The following is a 21,963-nucleotide window of genomic DNA, read 5'->3' as shown; positions in this document are numbered from 1 at the left end:
AGCCGCTCCGGAGTGCGCGGCGCCCGTGTTACAATTCGGCGCGGAAGGAGGGCGCCATGGCCATTCTGAAGGTCGCGCGTCTCGGCCACCCGGTGCTCCGCCAGGCGGCTGCTCCGGTGGCCGTCAAGGACATCCGGTCGCCGGAGATCCAGCGCCTGATCGGCGACATGGTGGAGACCATGCGGGAGTACAACGGGGCGGGCCTGGCGGCCCCTCAGGTGCACGCGCCCGTCCAGATCTGCGTCATCGAGGTGAATTCCAACCCGCGCTATCCCGACGCCGACAGCATCCCCCTCACCGTGCTCGTCAACCCGAAGGTGACGCCCCTCACCGAGGAGACGGAGGAGGGCTGGGAGGGGTGCCTCTCGGTGCCGGACATGCGGGGGATGGTGCCCCGTTACACTGCCGTGCGGCTCGAGGCCCACGACCGAGACGGGGGCCCGATCGACGTGGTGGCCAAGGAGTTCTTCGCCCGCGTCATCCAGCACGAGACGGATCACCTCAACGGTATCGTTTACCTCGACCGGATGAAGGACCTCTCCACGCTCTCCCACCTGGCCGAGTGGAACAAGTACTGGACGGGCAATGACGAACCGGGAGAGGGAGATTGATGAGGGTCCTCGCCGCCGTGCGGGATCTCTTCTTCGTCGCCCGGATCCGGGAAACGGCCCGGCTCGTCGGCACCCAGGTGGCCTTCGCCCGGAGCCCCGACGAGGTGCGCGCGGGGCTCGCCGGGGCGCCGCCCGACCTGCTGATCGTCGACCTCACGACGGCGGGGTGGGACTACGGGGCCCTCTTCGGCGCCGTCGAGGCGTGCGCGCCGCGCGTCCCGGTGCTGGGTTTCACGACGCACGCGCTGGCGCGGCAGACGCAGCCGCTTCACTCGCGCTGCACCCGCGTCGTGACCAAGGAGACGCTGACCAAGGAGCTGGGCGAGGTGCTCAGGCAGGGACATCCGGGCGGGCGGCCGCCGCTGGCGGCCCCCTCTCCGGCCGGGCCGGGGGGGCCCGCATGACCGCCGAGGAGTTCGTCCTCGCCCTGGACGAGGAGAACCAGGCGACGCTCCGCCGTCTCGAGCCCGAGGCGACGCTGCGCCCCGAGGTGGAGGGAGACCTGACCGTCACCACCCTGCTGAAGGTCGCGCTCAAGAACGAGGTCGAGGCCACGGAGATCGCCGCACGCTGGCTCACCGCGACGGATGACCTCGACGTGAAGATGGCCTTCGCGCGGCAGGCGGGAGACGAGGCCAGGCACTATCGCTTGATCGGGGACCGGCTCCGCGAGCTCGGGTGCGACCCGCGCACCGTCGACCCCCTCGCCAAGGGGTACGGGCCGCTCTTCAGGTACCTCGACACCCTCGGCACCACCGTGGAGCGCGTCGCCGCCGGCCAGTTCACGCGCGAGGCCATCGCCGTGGTGAAGAACCGTCAGTTCATAGAGTTCTGCGAGCGGGCCGGGGACGCCTCGACCGCCGCCCTCTACCGGGAGATCATCGAGCCCGACGAGCGCTTCCACCACGAGCTGGGCCGCTTGCTGCTGTTGCGGTTCGCCACGACCCCGGAGGCGCAGCGGGCCGCCAGACAGGCCGCCGCGCGGACGCTGGCACTCGCGGAGGAGCTGCAGGCCGCGGCCCTCAGGACTACCGGCATCCACCACGCTCCGGGCTGCTGATGGAGGGCGATCCCGCGCTCCGCGAGTGGGTCGCCGAGGTGGAGCGGCCGGAGCGGGAGATCGACCTCGGCCGGGCGGCCTTGGTCCTGGCGCGAGCGGAGTACCCGGACCTCGACATCGACCGCTACTGTCGCCGCCTCGACGGGATCGCCGCCGAGGTGGCAGCCGGGTGCCGGAGGTGCACCGACCTCCACCTGCTCCACCGGCTGCGCGAGCACCTGTTCGCGGAGCTGGGCTTCAGGGGCAACCGCCACGACTACTTCGACCCGCGCAACAGCTTCCTCAACGATGTGCTCGATCGCCGGCTGGGCATCCCCATCACGCTCTCCCTGGTCCTCATGGAGGTGGGCCGCACCCTCGGTCTCCGGATGGCGGGAATCGGGCTGCCCGGCCACTTCGTGACGGGCGTCACGCTCGGCGAGGAGCGGATCCTCCTGGACCCGTTCCACGGGGGGAGCATCCTGACCCCTGAGGCCTGTGCGGAGCTGGCCGCCCGGGCCGTCGGCCACCCGGTGGACCTCACGGAGGCCGACTTCGCCCCGGTGACGGGACGCCAATTCCTGGCCCGGATGCTCCGGAACCTCAAGGCCCTCTACTGGCGGCGGGAGGAGTGGGAGAAGGCCGTGGGCATCGTGGACCGGCTCCTGGCGCTGGAGCCCGCGGCCGGCGCGGAGTGGCGCGACCGGGGGATCGCGCTCGCCAGGCTCGGGGACTTCCGGCGCGGGCTCGCTGACTGGGAGCGCTACCTCACCGACTTCCCCAACGCCCCAGACGGCGAGAAGGTCCGCGACCAGCTGCGGCGGGTGCGCGAGAAGCTCGCCCAGCTCAACTGACGTTGCGCGTTCGAGGCGGCCCGAACCTCTACGGCTTCTCGGTAGGCATCCTCATGCTCGACACGCGCTTCCCGCGAATCCCCGGCGACATGGGGAATGCCTCCACCTTCGATTTCCCCGTCCGGTACCACCGCGTGCCCGGGGCCTCGCCGGACCGGGTGGTGCGCCAGGGGCAGCAGGCGCTCCTGCCGGCCTTCATCGAGGGGGCGCAGTTCCTCGAGCGGGAGGGCGTCGGTGCCATCACCAGCAATTGCGGCTTCCTGGCGAAGTTCCAGCCGGAGCTCGGCGGCGCCGTCTCGGTGCCGGTCTTCACCTCGAGCCTGATGCTGGTGCCGCTCGTTCACCGGATGCTCCGGCCGGGCCGCGCGGTGGGCATCCTCACCGTGGATGGCTCCTCGCTCGGCGCCGAGCACTTCGCGGGGGCGGGGATCGGCCCGGAGATCCCGACGGTGGTAGCGGGGCTCGAGACCGAGAAGGAGTTCACGCGCGTCCTGCTGGACGATCTCGTCGAGCTCGACGTGGAGGCGGCGCGCCAGGAGCACCTTGTGGTGGCGCGGCGGCTGGTGGAGGCCCACCCCGAGGTGGGCGCCATCGTCCTGGAATGCACCAACATGCCGCCCTACCGCGCCGACATCGCGGCCGTCACCGGGCTACCCGTCTTCGACATCATCACGCTGGTCCGGATGGTCCACGAGGCCGTGCGCCACGGCCTGTCGCCCCGTCCCGCATGAAGACCTCCGCCGATGTCCTCATCATCCGATCCCGCCACGCTCGAGCGCTCGCGCCAGGCCGTGGCGCGTCAGCAGTGCCCGGGCGTCAGGAGCCAGCTGCTGGCGCCGGCCGAGATCCAGCGCCACGTCCTGATGGCGGAGATCGTCCTTGACGGCCGGGCGTCCAGCATGGATATTGGCGCATTGTCGCTCGGCCGCTTCGGCGCCGCCGCCCCGCGTGCCGAGGCCAACATGTTCTGACAGAGGAGGCTTTCCGATGCTCACGCGCACGCTCGCCGCGCTCCTCGCGCTCTCGCTCCTGGCGCTGCCGGCGCTCCCGGCCTCGGCCCAGCAATCCCTCACCTGGACGGCCGGCGCCGTCGGTGGCGGCTGGTACGCCATCTCCGGTGGCATGGCCGAGCTGATCCGCGAGAAGGCCGGGCTCAACATCAAGGTCATCCCCGGCGGTGGCACGCAGAACCCGGTGCTCGTGGAGAAGGGCGACGCCGAGCTCGGCATGGGGCTGCCGCCACTCCTGGGCGCCGCCGTCCGCGGCGAGGATCCGTATCCGGGCAAGAAGCATCCTAACCTCCGCGCCCTCGCCGGCAACATGAGCCTCAATACCTTCCACTTCTATGTCGCGGTGGACTCGGACCTCGCCAAGCTCTCCATGGAGGAGATCTTCAAGAGCAAGAAGCCCATTCGCCTGGCCATCTCCAAGCCCGGCTCGTCTGATGTCTGGGTCTTCGAGAAGGTGATGGAGTACTACAAGACCTCCTACAAGGACTGGGAGGCGGCGGGCGCCAAGTTCTTCCGTGGCTCCTACGCGGAGCAGGCCGGTGCCTTCAAGGACAGGAACGTGGACGGCACCTTCACCTTCCTGGCGCTGCCCGGCGCTTCGGTGACCGAGGCCTCGGTGGGACGCACCCTCAAGCTCCTGGCCTTCCCGAAGCCCTTGCTCCAGCACCTGGCAGGCTTCGGTCTCGGTGAGGGGCCGATCCCCGCGGGGACCTACCCGAAGGCCGCCAATGCCAACGAGCCCGTGCTGTCGGCGACCATGGGCACGACGATCACGGTCAATGCCAAGATGTCCAGCGACACGGCGTACCTGCTGGCCAAGACCATCAACGACAACGCGGACCGGGTCAGGAAGATCCACGGCAGCCTCGCCGACTACGACCCTTCCAAGGGGCACCTGTACCTCGGCGTGGCGCTTCACCCGGGCGCCGAGAAGTACTACCGGGAGAAGGGCTGGCTCAAGTAGGGTGAGAGTCCCTTGACGCGGGGAACCTGCGAAGGCATTGGAACGTGCTCAACACGGGGCAGGTAGAATCCAGGCTACGGGGAGGCAGGGACCGCCCAAGACACGAAGCGCGGCGAGAGCGTAGGAGGTGAGCATGTCCGGTGAGAGTGGGCACCAAGAGCCACCGACCTATTATGCGAACATAGTGACGTCACTCCTGACCGAGGACGATCTCACGCTCGAGCTGCGGCGCGTTGATAAGCCACATCGCGAAGTGATGGCTGGTCCAGGTGAGCGGCTGACGGAGATTCCGCCAGCGTCGACAGAGGACGTCATGCGACGGGAGCCCATTGCCCGCGTGATCGTGACATTCTCTGCGGCCAGGGCCCTGAAGGAGTACCTTGACTTGGCACTCCCACGGATCGAGGAGTCGCGACGGGCGGGGCGCCGCACATGACGACGATCGAACTTCAGCTGCCAAGTGGTGTTGGAGCGATTCCCCCGGAGACGGGTGCCGCGTCTTGGTCCGGCGTTTCAGGTACCGTTCACGACGTGATGCCCTCTTATGTCGAAGAACACCCCTGGCTCAATAGCTTGATCGGGGGGCCTGCGGTGGGAGGTACGTGGGCGCTGGCGCAAGTAGTAGCTGCCGACGCGTTGCTCTTGGGTGAGAGAGTTCGTGTCACTGTCGCCCATGGCGAGAAGATGGACAGCCTACCCCTTCGGTCAGGGTCGGGTCGCCGGGAGAAGGAGCTGGAATGGCTGCGTACACACCGCGATGAGTTGCGCGCGCTGGTGGGCAAATGGGTCGTTGTGGAGGGCGACGAGATCATCTCGATGGGTCCGAGCCCGTCGGACGCGGTGCGCGGAGCCCGACAGAGGGGTGTTCAGGTTCCGTTTGTGTATCGCGTTGATGAGGAGAGATCAAAGGGTGTCGTCCATATAGGCCTCTAGCGATGCCGTCTGTCGACTACAGACATCAATTCGCCTACATCGCTGACGCCGGCAGCCGCGGAAGGTCGTTCCCCGCGCTCGTCGTGAGGATTCAGAGCCCCCAGAATGACGGGCTGGGGGTCGACGTTGTAGGACACGTGGACACCGGAGCGGAGGTGTCCGTCTTCCCGGGAGAGTTTGCGAGCCTCATCGGGCTGGAGCTTCTCCAGGGCGAACCTCTGGCGCTGGACGCAACGGTGGGGCATTCTCATGATGCACGCCTGCACGATGTCATCATCTCGCATGACGAACTCGGGCGTTATCAGCTGAAGGTTGCGTTCATGCTTGATGAGGCTAGAAGAGCACTGCTTGGTCGTGATTTCCTGAACGTCCTTCAAATTAGGTTCCGTGAGCGGTATCAGGAATTCTACGTGACCGCGACCCCCTAAGCAGAGGTACGGGCAGCGTCAGCGAATCCCTGGTTGGTGCCAGGAACAAGAGGGGCTGCGCGTGGTGTGACCGCCGAGAGGCCGCGGTCCCTGCCAGGAGAGAGCGCTCGCAATGGCGGTGGTTCTGCGGTTCCCGCGGGGAGTCCCGATCGAGCGCCCCGAGAAGCCAGCGGCGTGGATCCCGTGACAAGGAAGGCTCCAGGGTGTCGATCGGGGGCTGTCCACTCCTAGCGCGCTGTCGGTGCACCAGCTGAGTGTTCGAGGGTCAAGCCCTGGCCATGGGCGGTTTTCGGTCCCGGAAGCGGCTGTGATCGAAAGCATGCATGCCAGAGGGGTGGATAATCAGGCGCTTATCTGGAACCGCCGGGTGGGGGGCCGGGGCGTATGCTGCCCTGGCCTCCCTTTTTCATCTCTACACCGCGGGCTACGGGGTCTTCGAGCCGCGCGTCCAGCGGTCGATGCACCTCCTCTTCCTCGTGCCGCTGGTCTTCCTCGCCTTCCCGTGCCGCAGGGCATCGCCCCGGCACCGGCCCAGCGCTCCGGACTGGCTCTTCGCAGTGGCCTCCTGGCTCGCCAGCGCGTACCTCATCTGGGACAGGGACAGGCTCGACCACCGCTGGGAGGGCGCCTCGCCGGTCCTCTCCCACGAGGTGGCGATCGGGATCGTCATGGCCCTCCTGGTCATCGAGGCGTGCCGGCGCGCGCTGTCGCCGTGGATGGCCGTCACGATCTCCGTGGCGCTGATCTATCTCGGCACGAGCCAGTGGTTCCCGGGCGTCCTGCACTTCAAGGGCTACCCGCTGCCGCGCATGGTGGAGTTCGTCTACCTCGCGAGCGACGAGGGCATGTACGGCTTTCTCACCGGGATCTCGGCCAACATCCTCTTCATCTACGTGCTCTTCGCCTCGGTGATGATGAAGGCGGGCGTGGGCGAGTTCGTCATCGACCTGGCGGTGCGCCTGGCGGGCTGGGCGCGCGGGGGGCCCGCGAAGATCGCCGTGATCGGCTCGGCGCTCTTCGGCACCATCTCCGGCTCCACGGTGGCCAACGTCTACGCCACCGGCTCCTTCACGATCCCGCTCATGAAGCGCGGCGGCTACTCGGCCAAGTCCGCGGCGGCCATCGAGGCCATCGCGGGCACCGGGGGGCAGATCATGCCCCCGGTGATGGGCGCCGGTGTCTTCATAATGGCGGAGGTGACCGGCATCTCATACTTCGAGATCATCAAGGCCGCCGCCATCCCGGCCATCCTCTACTATGTCGGGCTCTTCGCCATGGTCCACTTCCTCGCGCTCCGCTTCGGGCTGCGCCCGGTGCCGCGTTCCGAGCTGCCGTCCTGGCGGCCGGTGCTCCGGCGCGCCTACTTCATGGTCCCCTTCGGGCTCATCGTGTACCTGCTGGCCCAGGGGTACTCGCCCACGGGCGCCGCCTTCTACACCATCGCCGCCACCTTCGTGCTGTCGTTCCTGGACCGCCGGACCTGGATGACGCCGAAGAAGTGCTGGGAGGCGCTGGTGGAGGCCGCCTTCAGCGCCGGCACCATCGCCGTGGCCCTGGCGGGCTCGGGGATGATCGTGGGCGTTCTCACACGGACGGGGGCTGCGCTGGCCTTCGGCGGCGTGGTGGTGCAGGCCGCGCAGGGCATCCTCGTCATCGCGATGATCCTGGTCTTCGTCGTGGTCTCCATCCTCGGCACGGGGATCCCGACGACGGCCGCCTACGTCATCGCGGTGACGGTGGGCGCCGGCGCCATGGGCAACCTGGGCGTGGGGCTCCTGGCGGCGCACCTCTTCGTCTTCTACTACGCGGTGCTCTCCGATCTCACGCCGCCGGATGCCGTGACCGCCTTCGCTGCGGCGAACATCGCAGGCTCGGACATGTTCGGCACCGGCGTCGAGGCCTTCCGCCTGGGCGTCGCCGGGTTCCTGGTCCCCTTTGCCTTCGTCTACCACCCGGAGCTCTTGCTCGCGGGGGAGTGGGCGCAGGTGCTGCTCATGTCGGGCTTCGCCGGGATCTCGGCGATCGCCGTGGCGTCGGTGGTGGTCGGACATGCCTGGGGGCCGATGTCCGGCTGGCTCAGGGGGCTTTGCGCGGTTGCGGCGGCGCTCCTGGTGCTGCGGACGCTGGCGCTGCAGCTGGCGGGGCTCGCGCTCTACGGGGCCATCGTCGGCTACGCGGCCTGGCGCCGGGACACCCCGGCGCCCGTCATCGTCCGCTGAGACGCGCGATCAGAGCCGCATCCGCGGCCGGGAAGTCGTAGCGGCAGAGATCCGCGCGCGCGACCCAGGCCATCTCCTGGCCCTCGAGGGCCCGGGGTTCGCCCTGCATCGTGCAGCGGAAGAAGACGAGCCGCACGCGTTTGTCAGGGTAGGCCCAGTCGATCGTGTCCAGCCTGTCCAGGACCGTGACCTCGGCGCCCAGCTCCTCCCGGGCTTCCCGTCGCAGCGCATCTTCCAGGCTCTCGCCCACGTGTGGTTTGCCGCCGGGGAACTCCCAGAGCCCCGCCAGGTGCGAGCCCTCGGGGCGCCGCGTGATGAGGAGCCTGTCGGCGCGCTCGATCACCGCCGCCACGACCGGGGTGAGGTCTTGCATTACGACACGATGTTGGATTGCAAGACCTGACCCCTACGACCTACGAGGCGGTCCAGCCTCCGTCCACGGCGAGGATGGCACCGGTGACGTACCGCGAGGCATCCGAGGCGAGGTAGAGGCAGGCCGCAGCGATGTCGCCCATGTGGCCGGCCCGCCCGATGGGGATGCGGTGCTTGAGGAGATGGCGGCGGAACTCCGGGACGCCCTGGCCGATGGGGGTGTCGATGGTGCCCGGGGCCACGACGTTGACGCGGATCTCGTCCTGCACCAGCTCCACTGCGGCGGCGCGTGCGAAGAGGTGGAGACCGCCCTTGGAGGCCACGTAGGGGGAGAAGTCCGGCGCCGCCACGGTCCCCAGCGCCGAGCCGAGGTGGACGATGCTGCCCCCCCTGCGGCGCCGCATCGCGGGGACGACGGCCTTGGTGAGGACGAAGGCGCCGACCAGGTTGATCCTCAGCACCTCGGCGAAGTCGGCGGCGCTGATCTCGACGAGCGGGGCGCGCAGGCGCACGGCGGCGCAGTTGACGAGGATGTCCGCGGCATGGTACTCGCGCTCGGCCGCCGCGACCAGCCGTCGGGCATCCTCCTCGCTCGCCGCGTCTCCCGCCACGGCCGTGGCGGTGCCGCCGGCCGCGACGATGGCCTCGACCGTCTGCGCGAGGGGCTCGGGCCTGCGCCCGAAGACCACGACCCTCGCGCCCTCCGCCGCGAAGTGCTCCGCCGTCGCCCGCCCGACGCCCGTGCCGCCACCCGCCACCAGCGCCACCTTCCCCTCAAGGGATCCCATGGCCTCTCCCCTTGGGCACGCCGTCCTGCGGGTAGCTCGCGCAGAAGCCTCTCATCGTACAGCGCGGGCACCGCGGCGCGCGCGGCGTGCACCAGGTGGCCCCGAAGTCCATCAGGGCCTGGTTCCAGTCATACGCCCGCCCCGGGGGCAGGAGCGCCTCGGCGAGGTGCCAGAGAGCGCGATCGCCCCGCAGCCGGCGCAGGCGCCGGGGGCCGAGGAAGATCCGGCCGAGGACTCGCCGTACATTGGTGTCCACGACCGCGGCGTCCCGGCCGAAGGCGAAGGAGAGGATGGCGCCCGCGGTGTAGCGGCCAATGCCGCGCATGGCGCGTAGCGCGACGCCGTCGTCGGGGAGGCGGCCGCCGTAGCGGGCCACGGACTCGCGCGCGATCCCCTGGAGATGGACTGGCCGGACATTGTAGCCGAGCGGGTACCAGGTCCGCCTCACGGCGGCGGGACGCGCCCGGGCCAGCCGCGTGAGCGTCGGATAGCGCCGGAGGAACTCGCGGTACTTCGGGACCACGCGCTCGACCTGGGTCTGCTGGAGCATGATCTCGGAGACCAGGATGTGATAGGGATCGTCGGTCCGGCGCCAGGGAAGGTCCCGGCGATGCCGGCGGTACCAGTCGAGCAGCCGGCGCTGGAAGCGGCGGCGGACGTCCGGATCCGGCCGGGGTGGCGTGCGCACGCCGCCTAGTGTGACCGAGTCGTGCGGGCCCTGCAAGTTGACATCCCCCGGAGGCGCGTCAAGAATGAGGGCGTGCCGACCACGCTGCCGCTCGCCGAGACCCATGCGCGCCACGGCGCCGTCATGCGGGAGAGCTGCGGCTGGCTCCTGCCGGCCCATTACGGCGATCCGGCGCTCGAGTACCGCGCCGTGCGCGAGGGCGCCGGGCTCGCCGACCGCTCGCCGGTGGGCAAGGCCGCCGTCACGGGGCGCGACCGGGCGGCCTTCCTGCACGGGATGCTCAGCAACGACATCAAGGGGCTGAAGCCAGGGCAGGGGTGTCCGGCGGCCCTCCTCGACGCCCACGGCAAGGTCATGTCACTCCTCTCCGTCTACGCCCTCGAGGACCGGTTGCTGCTGGAACTGCCGCCGGGGAGCACGGAGAAGACGCTCCAGGTCATCGACCACTTCCTGATCTCGGAGAAGGCCTCCCTCGAGCCGGCGGACGAGGCCTTCAGCGTGCTCTCGCTCCAGGGCCCGGGGGCGGGAGCGTTGCTCGAGCGGCTGGCAGGCGGCGCCCTCACCCTCGCCCCATACGCTCATGCCGAGGTGACGCTCGGCGAGACGGCCGCGCGCATCATTCACAGGGCCGAGGGGGCCCCCGCCGGCTTCCAGTGCTGGACGGCGGCCGCGGCCGGCGCCGCGCTCTGGGAGACGCTCGTCGCGGCCGGCGCCCGGCCCGTGGGGGTGGAGGCCTGGGAAGTACTCCGGGTGGAGGCGGGCATCCCGCTCTACGGGCATGACGTGGACGAGACCGTGATCCTGCCCGAGACGCGCCTCGAGCACCTCGTGTCCTACACCAAGGGTTGTTACATCGGCCAGGAGGTGGTCGCCCGGGTGAAGTATCGGGGCCATGTCAACCGCGCGCTCGCGGGGCTCATCCTCGAGGGTGAGCGCGTGCCGGCGCACGGGGCCCGGATCCTCGTCGACGGGACGGAGATCGGCCGCGTCACCTCGGCGGTGCGGTCGCTCGCGCTCGGGACGCCCATCGCGCTCGGGTACGTGCGGCGCGAGCACCTGGACCCGGGCACCGCCCTGACGGTCGCGGCCGGCGACGCGCAGCTGCCCGCCCGAGTGGCCGCGCTCCCCTTCGTCCAATGACTCTGGTGGAATCGCGCCACGCCCGGCCTCCGAGCCCCGCCGGGACCGCATTCCCGTATCGACCGTAGGTCGCCAGGCAGCAGCGGAGACCGTCGGTGAGCGAGCCCGCGCACACCAATCGGCTGAGCCGCGAGACGAGCCCCTATCTGCTCCAGCACGCCCACAACCCGGTGGACTGGTATCCCTGGGGCGCGGAGGCTCTCGAGCGGGCGCGGCGCGAGGACAGGCCCATCCTGCTCTCGGTGGGCTACTCCGCGAGCTCTTCGTCAACGTCAAGGTGGACCGCGAGGAGCGGCCGGACGTGGATCAGATCTACATGCAGGCCGTGCAGTCCATGACGGGGCGCGGCGGCTGGCCCATGACCGTGTTCCTCACCCCCGAGGGCGTGCCGTTCTACGGCGGGACCTATTTTCCGCCCGAGGACCGTCACGGCATGCCCGCCTTCCCGCGGGTGCTCGAGGGCGTGGCGGAGGCCTATCGCGACCGCCGCAACGAGGTGGTCGCCACGGGCCAGCAGCTCATCGAGCAGATGCGTCAGGGCGAGCGCCTGCGCCAGTCCGCGAGCCTCCTCACTGACGACATCCTGCTCGACGCCTACCAGGGCCTCTCGCGCGACTTCGACGAGCGGCACGGGGGACTCGGCCAGGCGCCGAAGTTCCCCCAGCCCATGATCTGGGAGTCCGTGCTGCGCTTCTGGCGGCGGACGCGGAACCCGCGGGCGCTCGAGATGGTGACGCGCACCCTCACGGCCATGGCCCGCGGCGGGATGTACGACCAGATCGGCGGTGGCTTCCACCGCTACTCGGTGGACGCCCGCTGGCTCGTCCCGCACTTCGAGAAGATGCTCTACGACAACGCCCAGCTCGCCTCCCTCTATCTCCACGGCTGGCTCGCCACGGGCGATCCCGAGTACCGCCGGGTCACGGAGGAGACGCTCGATTATCTCCTGCGCGAGATGGCGCACCCCGCCGGCGGGTGCTTCTCGGCGCAGGACGCCGACTCCGAAGGGGTGGAAGGGAAGTTCTTCGTCTGGACTCCGGAGGAGATCCGCGCGGCGCTCCCCGACGCCGAGACGGCGCGGGCGGCCTGCGCCTACTGGGGCGTGGACGACGGCCCCAACTTCGAGGGGCGCAGCATCCTCTTCGTGCCCCGCGAGCCTGCCGAGGTGGCCTCGGGGCTCGGCGTGACGCCCGAGCGTCTGGCCGCCCTCGTGGGCGCCGCGCGTCGGCGGCTGTACGCGGTGAGGGAGTGCCGCGTCCACCCCGGACTCGACGACAAGGTGCTCGCCTCGTGGAATGGCCTCGCGCTGGCCGCCTTCGCCGAGGCGGGGCGGGCGCTGGGGCGTGCCGACTACGTGGCGGCCGCCGTGCGCACGGCCGCGTTCCTGACGACGGCGATGCGGGACGGCGAGCGGCTGCTCCGCTCGTGGCGGAACGGGGAGGCCCGGCTCCGCGGCTATCTCGAGGACTACGCCATGGTGGGGCTCGGCCTGCTCGCGGTGTACGAGGCCACCTTCGACAGGCCCTGGCTCGACGAGTCGCGGCGGCTGGCCGAGGCGGCGCTCGCCCTCTTCTGGGACGCCGGCCGCGAGACCTTCTTCGACACCGGCAGTGACCACGAGGCCCTCGTGGTGCGGCCGCGGAACCTCTTCGACAACGCCGTGCCCTCCGGCTCCTCCACGGCCATCGAGTGGCTCTTGCGCCTGGCGCTCCATTTCGGCGAAGAGCGCTACGAGCGGCAGGCGCTCCAGGCGCTGCGTCCCCTGGGGGAGCTCATGGCGCGTCATCCCGCGGGGTTCGGCCGCTATCTCTCGGCGCTGGACTTTCACCTGGGGCCCGTGGCCGAGGTCGCGCTCCGCTGGCCGCCCGGCGGCGGAGGCCGGGTGGCGGGGCCGCTGCTCGAGGCCGTCTTCGGGTGCTACCTGCCCAACCGCGTCGTGGCCGGCGCGGCCGACGGGACAGAGGGCCTCGAGGGGCTCCCGCTCCTCTCGCAGCGCGGCAGCGTGGAAGGCAGGCCCACCGCGTACCTCTGTCGTCGTTACGTGTGCGAAGCGCCGACCACCGACCCCGCCGACCTGGCCCGACGGCTCGAGGGCACGGTATAATCCAAGCGCCGCCGCATGCGAGTCACGGTGAACGGTCAGCCGATGGAGCTGTCCGATGGCCTCACCGTCGAGGGGCTGCTGGAGCATCTGCGGATCCGCCGCGAGTACACGGCCGTGGCACTGAACCGAGAGGTCCTCGCCAAGACGGTGTACGGTGACACGGCGCTGCGCGATGGCGACAAGGTCGAGATCGTCCGTCCCATGGGCGGCGGCTGACCTGCGATCGAAGGGCGGCTGATCGCGTGTGTCGAAACGCGCAGGGCTGATCGAGCGGGGGAGCCCGGCGGGGATGGGCGGGCGAGAGCCCGGGTGCCCGTCCCGCGTGAACAGGAGACAGTCATGCATGACACATCGCTCTGGCTGGGCGGCAAGGAGTTCAAGTCGCGGCTCATCGTCGGCACCGGCAAGTACACCTCATTCGAGAACATGCGGGAGGCCCTGGAGGCCTCGGGCGCGGAGATCGTCACCGTCGCCGTCCGGCGCGTGAACCTGCCGGGGCAGGGAGAGTCGCTGCTGGACTACATCGACACCAAGCGCTACACGCTCCTGCCCAACACGGCGGGCTGCTATACGGCCGACGAGGCCATCCGGACCTGCTATCTCGCCCGCGAGGCCGGGCTCGGCACGCTCGTGAAGCTCGAGGTGATCGGCGACTCGCGCACGCTCTTCCCGGACGTGGAGGGGCTCCTGGAGGCGACACGCACGCTGGCCCGCGACGGCTTCAGCGTGCTGCCGTATGCCAACGACGACCCCGTCACCTGCAAGAAGCTCGAGGATGCAGGGGCGGTCGCGGTGATGCCGCTGGGCGCCCCCATCGGCTCGGGCCTCGGCATCCGCAATCCGTACAACATCAAGCTCATCCTGGAGGCGGTGACGCTGCCGGTGATCGTGGACGCCGGCGTCGGCACGGCGTCGGACGCGGCCATCGCCATGGAGCTCGGCTGCGCCGGCGTCCTGATGAACACCGCCATCGCCTCGGCCAAGGATCCTGTCGCCATGGCCACGGCCATGAAACTCGCGGTCGAGGCCGGGCGCCTGGCCTTCAAGGCAGGCCGCATCGGCAAGAAGCTCTACGCCACGGCCTCCTCTCCCATCGAGGGCGTGCCAGACTGGAGCACCAGCTAAGCGCGTCGTGCATGAACCCGATCGCCGGCCCGCGCTCGTGAATGGCCCGCGCTGATGGAGTTCGCGCTGTACCTCGTCACCGACCGGCGCCAGTGCCGGGAACCGCTGCTGGAGGTGGTGGAGGAGTGCCTGGGGGCGGGGCTTCGCGCGGTGCAGCTGCGCGAGAAGGACCTTCCGGTGCGCGACCTGCTCGAGCTCGCGCGGCCGTTGCGCGAGTCCACGCGGCGGCACGGCGCGCGGCTCCTGATCAATGATCGCGCCGACGTGGCGCTGACGATCGGAGCCGATGGTGTCCAGCGCACCCATGACTCGCTGTCCGTTGCAGCGCTGCGCGCCATCGCCCCCTCCGGTTTCCTGATGGGGGCCTCGGTGCACGGCCTGGACGAGGCGCGGGAGGCCGCCAGGGAGGGGGCCGACTTCCTCGTGTTCGGGCCGGTGTGGGACACCCCGTCCAAGCGCCCCTATGGGCCGCCCCAGGGGCTGGCGGCGCTCTCCACCGTGGCCGCCGGCTCCACGGTGCCGGTGCTGGCCATCGGCGGGATCACGCCCGTCCGGGCCCGTGAGGCGCTTCGGGCCGGCGCCGCCGGCGTTGCGGTCATCTCCGCCATCCTCGCCGCCGAGCGTCCAGCTGAGGCGACGGAAGCCTTCCTGGACGTGCTGGGGCGCGTCTGATGCCGCCCTCGGTCCTCGTCGTGGGCGGCGGCATCATCGGCTGCGCCACGGCCTACATGCTCGCCAAGGGGGGCTGCCGCGTCACCGTGCTTGAGCGGGACACGCCGGGCAGTGAGGCCTCGGGGGCCGCGGCCGGTCTGCTGGCCCCCCTCGGCGAGTCACGGGAGCCGGGGCCCTTCCAGAGGCTCGCGGTGGAGAGCTGGCGGCTCTATCCGGCCGTGGTGGCCGAGCTCCAGGGCGCCACCGGGATGGACGTCGAGCACATGACCGCGGGCACGCTGTATCCGCTGGTGGGTGATGCCGAGGTGGAGGCCGCGCGCGACCGGACCACATGGCCCGTGGCGCGGGAGTTCGACGTCGAGCTGCTCGAGGGCGCCGCCGTGCGCGAGCGGGAGCCGGCGCTCGACGCCGGCATCGAGGCGGCCCTCCTCGTCGGGGGCGATCACTGGGTGAACAACGAGCGCCTCATCGCGGCCTATGCCCAGGCGGCCGCGGCCGGCGGCGTCGTGATCCGGAGCGGCATCGAGGTGAGCGAGATCCTGGTGGAGGGGAGCCGCGCCCGCGGGGTCGTCGCGGGGGGCGCCCGGCTCGGCGCCGACGCGGTGCTGCTGGCGGCCGGGGCCTGGTCGGGCCAGCTCTCGCTCCCGCGGGGCCCGGGCTCGCCGGGCGACGCCCTGCCCGTGACGCCCGTGCGCGGCCAGATCCTCTCGGTGTCGAACTCGCCCGCGCTCCTGGGGCATGCCGTCCACGGCCGGAGCGTGTACCTTGCCCCCCGCCCGTCGGGCGAGTGCCTCGTGGGCGCCACGGTGGAGCACGTGGGCTTCGCCCGGGAGGTCACCGACGAGGCCCTGGAGCACCTCATCGACGAGGCCGTGGCGCTGGTTCCGGCCGCCGGCGAGCGCCCGCTGCTGAGGTCGTGGTGCGGCTTCCGTCCCTGGGCGCCGGACAGCCTGCCGATTCTCGGCCCCTGGCCCGGCGTGGAGGGGCTCTTCGTCGCCACCGCCCATTTCCGGAACGGCATCTTGCTGGCGCCCATCACGGCGCAGCTCGTGAGCGAGTGCGTGCTCACGGGGCGGGTGCCGGCCCTGCTCTTGCCGTTCCTCCCCGACCGCTTCTTTCACCCCGGCCGATAGCGCGGAGAGGAGCCACCATGCCGAGCCGTGAGGATGTCAAGCGAAGCGTCTGCGATGCCGTCGACCGCCGGGCGGAGCAGATCATCGGCGCGGGCGAGACCATTCGGCATCACCCCGAGCTCGGCTTCAAGGAGGTCAAGACGGCGCGCCTCGTGGAAGAGACGCTGCAGGAGATCGGCCTCTCGCCACGCGGGGGACTGGCGCTGACCGGGGTGAGGGCCGAGCGGCGGGGGGCCAGGGGCGGGCCGACGCTGGCGCTGCTGGGAGAGCTCGACGGCCTCGTGGTGGCCGGGCACCCCGTGGCCGACCCCGGGACCGGGGCTGCGCATGCCTGCGGGCACAATGCCCAGGTGGCGGGGCTGCTCGGCGCCGCCATGGGGCTCGTCGACGCCCGCGCCTTCGATCACCTGGCCGGGCGCGTGGTGTTCTTCGCCGTGCCCGCCGAGGAGTACGGAGACGTGGAGTGGCGGGTCGGACAGGCGCGCGCGGGCCGCCTGGAGTTTCTGGGCGGCAAGCCCGAGCTGCTCCGCCTCGGGCACTTCGACGACGTGGACCTCGCCATGATGATCCACACCACCTCGCAGCCGGAGATGAGGAGGGCGGGCGTGGCGGCCTCCAACAACGGCTGCATCGTCAAGACCGTGCGCTACCTCGGGCGCGCCGCGCATGCCGGCAGCGCGCCGCAGAACGGGATCAACGCGCTCTACGCGGCGCAGATCGGCCTGGCGGCCATCAACGCCATCCGCGAGACCTTCAGGGACGAGGACTCGATCCGCGTCCACCCGATCATCACGCATGGCGGCAGCCAGGTGAACGTGATCCCGGCCGAGGTGCGCATCGAGACGTACGTGCGCGGGAAGACCGTGGAGGCCATCCTGGATGCCAACCGTCGCGTGGACCGCGCGCTACGGGCAGGGGCGCTGGCGCTGGGGGCACAGGTGGAGATCGAGACGCTGCCGGGCTACCTGCCGCTCTTCAACCACGCGGGCATGGCGAGACACTTCGTGGCCAACGCCAGCGCGCTGCTCGGGGCCCACCAGGTGACGGAGGCCGGCCACCGTAGCGGGTCGACCGACATGGGGGACATCTCGCATGTGATGCCGGCCCTGCACCCGTACATGGGCGGGGCCACAGGGAGCGGGCATGGGGCCGACTACGCCATCGCGGATCAGCGCCTGGCCTACGTGGAGCCCGCCAAGCAGCTGGCGCTGATGGCCGTGGATCTCCTCTGGGGCGAAGCGGAGGCCGCCCGCGAGATCCTGGCGGGCTTCAAGCCGCGCATGACCAAGGAGGAATACCTGGCCTTCCAGCGCAGCGTGGCGCGCACGGAGCTCTTCGACGGGGCGCGTTGACGGATTGGGATTGCGGCGGGCCAGGGGGATCAGACTCGGTAGAGCCACAGGTAGGTGACGGTCACCGTCACGTTGTTCACTCCGTGCGCCAGCAGGCCCGGCACGAGACTCCTGGTCCGCTCGTAGGCCGCCGCCCAGAGGATCCCGCTCCAGAGCGCCGAGGCGAAGCCCGCGGGGCCGTAGCCATGCGCCGCGGCAAAGATGGCGGCGCTGGCCACCACGGCCGGCATCACTCCCGCGGCGCTCCGCAGCGTGCCGAAGAGCACACCGCGGAAGGCGATCTCCTCGACGATCGGCGTCCACACCCCTCCGTCGAGGGCGCCGGCGGCGACGAGCCAGGGGGGATCCCAGAGGATCTCCTCGGGAAATCCATCGGCCCAGTGCGTGCGGAGGCCCAGCGCTCCCGCGGCGCCGGCGATGCCGAGATCGCCCGCGATCCCCAGCCCGATCAGCGCGCAGGTCACCGTGACGAGATGCCCTCCGCCGCCCGGCGTCAGCCGGAGCCCGAAGGCAGTGGCGGCACTGCCTCCCGCGGCCCTGAGGTAGTGCCAGGCCCACCAGAGCATGGGGAGGCCCGCAGCGAAGCCGGCCAGCCGAAGGGCCGGGCTCCCGTCGGGCAGGAGGAGGCTGGCAACCACGCCCACTCCGAGCAGGCCGAGAGCGCCGCGGACGAAGAGGGCGTAGCCGTCGCGCACCGGCCACCGGGGAGGCAGCGGCGCCTCGCCGATGGCGGCTGCCGGACGGCGGGTGGCGAGCCGGGCGAGGGCTGCCAGGCCCAGCGCCAGCAGGAGCGCCTGACCCACCGCGAGCAGCAGGAAGCGACGGAGCAGAGCAGCGCCGCGCTTGGCGATGGCCGACTCGGCCTGCGCCTGGATAGCGCCGTCGCCGATCCTCGAAGCCACGCGCGCCACGAGCCTGTCGGCGAACCAGTTCTCCGGCAGGCGCTCGCGGATCTCCGCGATCACCGCGCGCCCGACGTCGGCCTCCGGCGGCTCCTGTCCGTGGGCCGCCCTCATCCACGCCGCGGAGGCAAGGGTCGGGTCCGCCGCCGGCAACCGCCCCGCCTCGGCCAGGAGGATCTGGCGATAGATCTCGGCGCGGGGAGCGTCCAGTGTGTCGGTAAGCTCCTCGTACCACACGATGGATTCCTCCACGGGCTCGCCAGGTCCTGCCGCCAGGGCGTAGAGGGCGCGCCCCCAGGCAGGCGCGCCCTCCAGCGCGGCACGGAGGTCCATCTCGCTCGACACGAGGCGCTCGAGGGATTCCTCGGGATGGTCGAGCTGAAGGAGCGGGAAGGCGGGCCAGGGCCAGGCGTAGATCACGACGAGAACGCTGACCAGGACCGAGCAGAGGAGCGTGTGCCAGCCAGAGAAGTACGGCGCCGCGGGCCCCGGGGGCCGAGCGTCGTCAGCGAGCTCGAGTCCCGGCTGACCCATCGGGCGGCAGTATAGCACCGGGCCGCGCCGACCTCGGGCGGCGCAGTGCCCCTCTCCGGGGTTCGGCCGGTCTTCCCGGTCTCGGCGTCGGTCTCGGCGGGGGCGCTCGCGGCTCCCGGCGTGGGCAGGGCCGATCATGAAGGCGTGACTGAGCGAGGGTGACTCAAGTGCGTGATTGGCCAGGCGTCGGCTGATCGACAGGGACGGCTCGGCGGAGTGAGCCAGAGCGCCGCAATAAATTGGGAGTCTGCAAGAATCCCGGTGGTAGCATGAAGTCCTTCCAGGAGTCCCGCGGAAACGGAAATGCTGGCGCATCCAGAGAGATTCTTCGAGGACAGGTTCGGACTGACGCCGTCCGCCATGGACCGGCTGCTAGGCTCGAGTCTGGCCGGCGGGGTCGACCACGCTGACCTCTACCTCGAGTATCGGGTTTCCGAGGAGGTCACCCTGGAAGAAGGGGCCGTCAAGAAGGCCGCGAGGCATGTGAGCCAGGGGGCCGGGGTCCGCGCCCAGTCCGGAGAGCGGACCGGCTACGCCCACACCGACGAGATCTCGCTCTCCACCCTCGAAGAGGCCACACGCCAGGCCCGGGCCATCGCGGCGAATGCGCGGGCCTCGGCCGTCGTCCCGGTCGGCCACCGCCAGCCACACGACCTCTACAGCCTCGCCGAGCCGCCCATCGCCGCCGAACTGGGCCGCAAGCTCGAGCTGCTGCGCAACGTGGATGCCGCGGCCCGCGCCTGGGACCCGCGCGTGCGCCAGGTCATCGCGAGCCTGGGCAGCGAGGAGGTCGTGGTCCTGATGGCGATGCCGTCGGGGTTCACCGTGGGAGACGTGCGGCCGCTCACCCGGCTCAACGTCACCGTGATCGCGGAGGACGACGGAAGGCGCGAGATCGGCACCTTCGGCGGCGGGGGACGGGTCCCGTTCGACTTCTTCCTGGAAGGCGAGCGCTGGCGGCGCTTCGCGACGGAGGCGGCCCGCCAGGCGGTGCTCAAGCTGGCGGCGGTGGACGCCCCGGCAGGCACGCTCACCGTGGTGCTGGGCCCGGGCTGGCCGGGGATCCTGCTCCACGAGGCCGTGGGGCACGGCCTCGAGGGTGACTTCAACCGGAAGGGGACCTCGGCGTTCTCCGGTCGCCTCGGTCAGAAGGTCGCCTCCGAGCTCGTGACCGTGGTGGACGACGGGACCATGGCCTATCGGCGTGGCTCGCTCAACGTGGACGACGAGGGCACCGCGACGGGGCGCAATGTCCTCATCGACAAGGGGGTCCTCGTCGGCTACATGCAGGATCTCCTGAACGCGCGCCTCATGGGGATGCAGCCCACCGGCAACGGCCGCCGCGAGTCCTTCGCGCATCCGCCCATGCCGCGCATGACCAACACCTTCATGCTGGCGGGCCAGGACGACCCCGAGGAGATCATCCGCTCCGTCCCGCGCGGACTCTACGCCGTGAACTTCGGCGGCGGGCAGGTGGACATCACGAGCGGGAAGTTCGTCTTCTCGGCCAGCGAGGCCTACCTGATCGAGCAGGGTCGCGTCACGGCGCCGGTCAAGGGCGCCACGCTCATCGGCAATGGGCCCGAGGCGCTGACGCGGGTCTCCCGCGTGGGGCGCGACCTCGCGCTGGACGAGGGCGTGGGCACCTGTGGCAAGGACGGGCAGTCGGTGCCGGTGGGCGTGGGGCTGCCCACGATCCGGATCGACGGGATGACGGTCGGCGGAACCCACGTCTGATGCTCGATCTCCTCGTTGACCTCCTCGGCCGCGCGACGGCGAAGGGGGCCTCTGCGGCCGACGCCTTCGTGGTCGAGGAGCAGTCCTTCTCCGCCCAGGTCCGCCTCGGCCAGGTGGAGACGGTCCAGCATGCCCGCGAGCGGCGCCTGGCGCTCCGGGTGTTCGTGGGGCAGTCGGTGGCCGCCGCCTCCACGTCGGACCTGAGCCGCGGCTCCGTCGCGGGACTGGTGGAGGAGGCGGTGTCGCTGGCGCGGATCACGAGCCCGGATGAGCTGGCGGGGCTCCCCGATGCCGCCGAGCTCGCGCGCGCCCCGCTGCCCGATCTCGACCTCGCCGATCCGACCGGGCACGATCTCTCGCCCGAGGAGAAGATCGATCTGGCCCGCCGCGCGGAGCAGGCGGCGCTGGAGGCCGACCCGCGGATCACGAACTCGGAGGGCGGTGACTTCGCGGATCACCGGGCGCGCTATGCCTATGCGACGAGCCACGGTTTCGCTGGAGAGTACGGGGCCTCCTCCTTCAGCCTGTCGGTGGCCCCGGTGGCCTCGAGCGGCGGGGAGATGCAGCGCGACTCCTGGTATCACGTCGCGCGCAAACGCGCTGCGCTGGACGCGCCGGAGGAGATCGGCCGGACAGCCGCCGGCAGGGCCCTCCGCCGACTGGGGGCCCGCCCGGTGAAGACCGCCGAGGTGCCGGTGATCTTCGACCGGGAAACGGCGGCGAGCCTCGTCCGCCACCTGGCCGGCGCGGCCTCCGGGCCCGCGCTCTACCGCGGCGCCTCCTTCCTCGTGAACCGGCTGGGGCAGGCCGTGGCCGCCCCGTCGGTGACCGTCGTGGACGACGGGACGCGGCCGAGAGCGCTCGGCTCCCGTCCCTTCGACGGAGAAGGGCTCCCGGTGCGGCGCACCGTCGTCGTGGACAGGGGCGTGCTCGCCTCCTACCTGCTGGACACCTACACCGGCCGCAAGCTCGGCCTGGCCTCGACCCATCACGCCGCGCGCGACGGCAGCGGTGTCTCGGTATCCACCACCAACCTCTATCTCGCTGCCGGGGCGGCGAGCCCGGAGGCGCTCATCCGGAGCGTGCGAAGCGGGCTCTATGTCACCGAGCTCATCGGTTTCGGCGTCAACGGCGTCACGGGCGACTACTCCCGCGGCGCCGTCGGGCTCTGGATCGAGAACGGGGAGATCACCTATCCGGTGGAGGAGATCACGATCGCCGGCAATCTGGTGGACATGTTCCACGCCGTGGAGGGTGTGGGCAATGACCTCGTGTTCCGCGACCGCACCGCGTCGCCGACGCTCCTCATCGGCCGCATGGTGGTGGCGGGCTCGTAGGAGAGGGAGGGGAGCCGGCCC

At 70.9% G+C, this 21,963-nt stretch carries 22 protein-coding genes and 1 pseudogene; 19 read left to right on the top strand and 4 right to left on the bottom strand.

The features are described from left to right. Window positions 1–56: 56 nt before the first annotated feature. From HYV93_13630 to HYV93_13585, 10 genes are all read left to right on the top strand, one after another. Window positions 57–611, top strand: coding sequence for a peptide deformylase (locus tag HYV93_13630; protein ID MBI2527010.1), 555 nt, complete (start codon window positions 57–59; stop codon window positions 609–611). Continuing rightward, entirely contained in the window at window positions 611–1,015 is a 405-nt protein-coding gene (locus tag HYV93_13625; protein ID MBI2527009.1) for a hypothetical protein, read from the top strand. Before HYV93_13630 ends, HYV93_13625 begins: the two co-directional genes overlap by 1 nt. Continuing rightward, entirely contained in the window at window positions 1,012–1,671 is a 660-nt protein-coding gene (locus HYV93_13620) for a ferritin-like domain-containing protein (GenBank protein ID MBI2527008.1), read from the top strand. Before HYV93_13625 ends, HYV93_13620 begins: the two co-directional genes overlap by 4 nt. After that, window positions 1,671–2,504 (top strand): tetratricopeptide repeat protein, encoded by an 834-nt coding sequence (locus tag HYV93_13615; GenBank protein MBI2527007.1) that lies wholly within the window; start codon window positions 1,671–1,673, stop codon window positions 2,502–2,504. The genes HYV93_13620 and HYV93_13615 overlap by 1 nt, the downstream gene beginning before the upstream one ends. 53 nt (window positions 2,505–2,557) lie before the next feature. Beyond that, entirely contained in the window at window positions 2,558–3,235 is a 678-nt protein-coding gene (locus HYV93_13610; GenBank protein ID MBI2527006.1) for an aspartate/glutamate racemase family protein, read from the top strand. Between the two features lie 12 nt (window positions 3,236–3,247). Further along, a complete protein-coding gene (locus HYV93_13605) occupies window positions 3,248–3,475 on the top strand; it encodes a hypothetical protein (GenBank protein MBI2527005.1) in 228 nt (75 codons plus the stop codon). Window positions 3,476–3,491: 16 nt separating this feature from the next. After that, window positions 3,492–4,478 carry a TAXI family TRAP transporter solute-binding subunit gene (locus HYV93_13600; protein MBI2527004.1) on the top strand — a complete coding sequence of 329 codons (987 nt, stop codon included), beginning with the start codon at window positions 3,492–3,494 and terminating at the stop codon, window positions 4,476–4,478. 432 nt (window positions 4,479–4,910) lie between these two features. Then, window positions 4,911–5,411 (top strand): hypothetical protein, encoded by a 501-nt coding sequence (locus HYV93_13595; protein MBI2527003.1) that lies wholly within the window; start codon window positions 4,911–4,913, stop codon window positions 5,409–5,411. Window positions 5,412–5,413: 2 nt separating this feature from the next. After that, on the top strand, window positions 5,414–5,839 hold the full coding sequence (locus HYV93_13590) for a hypothetical protein (GenBank protein MBI2527002.1): 426 nt from the start codon (window positions 5,414–5,416) through the stop codon (window positions 5,837–5,839). A gap of 323 nt (window positions 5,840–6,162) precedes the next feature. Further along, window positions 6,163–8,058 carry a TRAP transporter fused permease subunit gene (locus HYV93_13585; protein ID MBI2527001.1) on the top strand — a complete coding sequence of 632 codons (1,896 nt, stop codon included), beginning with the start codon at window positions 6,163–6,165 and terminating at the stop codon, window positions 8,056–8,058. On the opposite strand, the gene mutT is transcribed toward HYV93_13585, so the two are convergent. Genes mutT through HYV93_13570 form a run of 3 tightly spaced genes read right to left on the bottom strand, consistent with a single transcriptional unit; the run spans window position 8,045 to window position 10,011 of the window. After that, window positions 8,045–8,431: an 8-oxo-dGTP diphosphatase MutT gene (gene mutT / locus HYV93_13580; GenBank protein MBI2527000.1), complete on the bottom strand. Its 387-nt coding sequence runs from the start codon at window positions 8,429–8,431 to the stop codon at window positions 8,045–8,047. The two genes, HYV93_13585 and mutT, sit on opposite strands and share 14 nt — an antisense overlap. A gap of 40 nt (window positions 8,432–8,471) precedes the next feature. Beyond that, the gene (locus HYV93_13575) at window positions 8,472–9,218 is read right to left on the bottom strand and encodes an SDR family oxidoreductase (GenBank protein ID MBI2526999.1); all 747 of its coding nucleotides are present in this window, start codon (window positions 9,216–9,218) and stop codon (window positions 8,472–8,474) included. Further along, window positions 9,205–10,011: an A/G-specific adenine glycosylase gene (locus tag HYV93_13570; GenBank protein MBI2526998.1), complete on the bottom strand. Its 807-nt coding sequence runs from the start codon at window positions 10,009–10,011 to the stop codon at window positions 9,205–9,207. The genes HYV93_13575 and HYV93_13570 overlap by 14 nt, the downstream gene beginning before the upstream one ends. On the opposite strand from HYV93_13570, the gene HYV93_13565 reads away from it, so the two are divergent. The 7 genes and pseudogenes from HYV93_13565 to HYV93_13535 all read left to right on the top strand — a co-directional run bounded on the left by HYV93_13565 (window position 9,979) and on the right by HYV93_13535 (window position 17,432). Then, window positions 9,979–11,046: an aminomethyl transferase family protein gene (locus tag HYV93_13565; protein MBI2526997.1), complete on the top strand. Its 1,068-nt coding sequence runs from the start codon at window positions 9,979–9,981 to the stop codon at window positions 11,044–11,046. The genes HYV93_13570 and HYV93_13565 overlap by 33 nt on opposite strands. 95 nt (window positions 11,047–11,141) lie before the next feature. Continuing rightward, a pseudogene (locus HYV93_13560) lies at window positions 11,142–13,150 on the top strand (thioredoxin domain-containing protein). Between the two features lie 15 nt (window positions 13,151–13,165). Further along, window positions 13,166–13,366 carry a sulfur carrier protein ThiS gene (thiS, locus tag HYV93_13555; GenBank protein ID MBI2526996.1) on the top strand — a complete coding sequence of 67 codons (201 nt, stop codon included), beginning with the start codon at window positions 13,166–13,168 and terminating at the stop codon, window positions 13,364–13,366. Between the two features lie 123 nt (window positions 13,367–13,489). Further along, window positions 13,490–14,275 (top strand): thiazole synthase, encoded by a 786-nt coding sequence (locus HYV93_13550; protein MBI2526995.1) that lies wholly within the window; start codon window positions 13,490–13,492, stop codon window positions 14,273–14,275. Window positions 14,276–14,329: 54 nt separating this feature from the next. Continuing rightward, complete coding sequence (gene thiE / locus HYV93_13545; GenBank protein ID MBI2526994.1) at window positions 14,330–14,947, top strand: thiamine phosphate synthase; 618 nt, start codon at window positions 14,330–14,332, stop codon at window positions 14,945–14,947. After that, entirely contained in the window at window positions 14,947–16,080 is a 1,134-nt protein-coding gene (thiO, locus tag HYV93_13540; protein MBI2526993.1) for a glycine oxidase ThiO, read from the top strand. The genes thiE and thiO overlap by 1 nt, the downstream gene beginning before the upstream one ends. Before the next feature lie 17 nt (window positions 16,081–16,097). Beyond that, window positions 16,098–17,432: an amidohydrolase gene (locus tag HYV93_13535; protein ID MBI2526992.1), complete on the top strand. Its 1,335-nt coding sequence runs from the start codon at window positions 16,098–16,100 to the stop codon at window positions 17,430–17,432. A 29-nt stretch (window positions 17,433–17,461) separates the two neighbouring features. Here HYV93_13535 and HYV93_13530 read toward each other — a convergent pair whose 3' ends face one another. Next, window positions 17,462–18,868, bottom strand: a complete 1,407-nt coding sequence (locus HYV93_13530) for a CPBP family intramembrane metalloprotease (protein ID MBI2526991.1) — start codon at window positions 18,866–18,868, stop codon at window positions 17,462–17,464. 303 nt (window positions 18,869–19,171) lie between these two features. Here HYV93_13530 and tldD point away from each other — a divergent pair, with 303 nt between their 5' ends. Both tldD and HYV93_13520 read left to right on the top strand, forming a co-directional pair. After that, a complete protein-coding gene (gene tldD, locus HYV93_13525; GenBank protein MBI2526990.1) occupies window positions 19,172–20,605 on the top strand; it encodes a metalloprotease TldD in 1,434 nt (477 codons plus the stop codon). After that, on the top strand, window positions 20,605–21,942 hold the full coding sequence (locus tag HYV93_13520) for a TldD/PmbA family protein (protein MBI2526989.1): 1,338 nt from the start codon (window positions 20,605–20,607) through the stop codon (window positions 21,940–21,942). Before tldD ends, HYV93_13520 begins: the two co-directional genes overlap by 1 nt. Window positions 21,943–21,963: the final 21 nt, after the last annotated feature.

The sequence above is a fragment of the Candidatus Rokuibacteriota bacterium genome (assembly GCA_016188005.1).
Taxonomy (GTDB): Bacteria; Methylomirabilota; Methylomirabilia; order Rokubacteriales; family CSP1-6; genus UBA12499.
Note: the sequence above shows the minus strand (reverse complement) of the source record. Positions and strands in the feature narration are given on the sequence as shown.

What these genes read in the sequence shown, in the direction of transcription:
- HYV93_13615 (MBI2527007.1), top strand. Translation starts at nt 1,671, where the DNA reads ATGGAGGGCGATCCCGCGCTCCGCGAGTGGGTCGCCGAGGTGGAGCGG.
- HYV93_13535 (MBI2526992.1), top strand. Translation starts at nt 16,098, where the DNA reads ATGCCGAGCCGTGAGGATGTCAAGCGAAGCGTCTGCGATGCCGTCGAC.
- HYV93_13605 (MBI2527005.1), top strand. Translation starts at nt 3,248, where the DNA reads ATGTCCTCATCATCCGATCCCGCCACGCTCGAGCGCTCGCGCCAGGCC.
- HYV93_13620 (MBI2527008.1), top strand. Translation starts at nt 1,012, where the DNA reads ATGACCGCCGAGGAGTTCGTCCTCGCCCTGGACGAGGAGAACCAGGCG.
- HYV93_13590 (MBI2527002.1), top strand. Translation starts at nt 5,414, where the DNA reads ATGCCGTCTGTCGACTACAGACATCAATTCGCCTACATCGCTGACGCC.
- HYV93_13595 (MBI2527003.1), top strand. Translation starts at nt 4,911, where the DNA reads ATGACGACGATCGAACTTCAGCTGCCAAGTGGTGTTGGAGCGATTCCC.
- thiS (MBI2526996.1), top strand. Translation starts at nt 13,166, where the DNA reads ATGCGAGTCACGGTGAACGGTCAGCCGATGGAGCTGTCCGATGGCCTC.
- HYV93_13585 (MBI2527001.1), top strand. Translation starts at nt 6,163, where the DNA reads ATGCCAGAGGGGTGGATAATCAGGCGCTTATCTGGAACCGCCGGGTGG.
- mutT (MBI2527000.1), bottom strand. Translation starts at nt 8,431, where the DNA reads ATGCAAGACCTCACCCCGGTCGTGGCGGCGGTGATCGAGCGCGCCGAC.
- HYV93_13600 (MBI2527004.1), top strand. Translation starts at nt 3,492, where the DNA reads ATGCTCACGCGCACGCTCGCCGCGCTCCTCGCGCTCTCGCTCCTGGCG.
- HYV93_13630 (MBI2527010.1), top strand. Translation starts at nt 57, where the DNA reads ATGGCCATTCTGAAGGTCGCGCGTCTCGGCCACCCGGTGCTCCGCCAG.
- HYV93_13625 (MBI2527009.1), top strand. Translation starts at nt 611, where the DNA reads ATGAGGGTCCTCGCCGCCGTGCGGGATCTCTTCTTCGTCGCCCGGATC.
- HYV93_13550 (MBI2526995.1), top strand. Translation starts at nt 13,490, where the DNA reads ATGCATGACACATCGCTCTGGCTGGGCGGCAAGGAGTTCAAGTCGCGG.
- HYV93_13610 (MBI2527006.1), top strand. Translation starts at nt 2,558, where the DNA reads ATGCTCGACACGCGCTTCCCGCGAATCCCCGGCGACATGGGGAATGCC.
- HYV93_13575 (MBI2526999.1), bottom strand. Translation starts at nt 9,218, where the DNA reads ATGGGATCCCTTGAGGGGAAGGTGGCGCTGGTGGCGGGTGGCGGCACG.
- thiO (MBI2526993.1), top strand. Translation starts at nt 14,947, where the DNA reads ATGCCGCCCTCGGTCCTCGTCGTGGGCGGCGGCATCATCGGCTGCGCC.
- HYV93_13530 (MBI2526991.1), bottom strand. Translation starts at nt 18,868, where the DNA reads ATGGGTCAGCCGGGACTCGAGCTCGCTGACGACGCTCGGCCCCCGGGG.
- HYV93_13520 (MBI2526989.1), top strand. Translation starts at nt 20,605, where the DNA reads ATGCTCGATCTCCTCGTTGACCTCCTCGGCCGCGCGACGGCGAAGGGG.
- HYV93_13570 (MBI2526998.1), bottom strand. Translation starts at nt 10,011, where the DNA reads ATGGGTCTCGGCGAGCGGCAGCGTGGTCGGCACGCCCTCATTCTTGAC.
- thiE (MBI2526994.1), top strand. Translation starts at nt 14,330, where the DNA reads ATGGAGTTCGCGCTGTACCTCGTCACCGACCGGCGCCAGTGCCGGGAA.
- tldD (MBI2526990.1), top strand. Translation starts at nt 19,172, where the DNA reads ATGCTGGCGCATCCAGAGAGATTCTTCGAGGACAGGTTCGGACTGACG.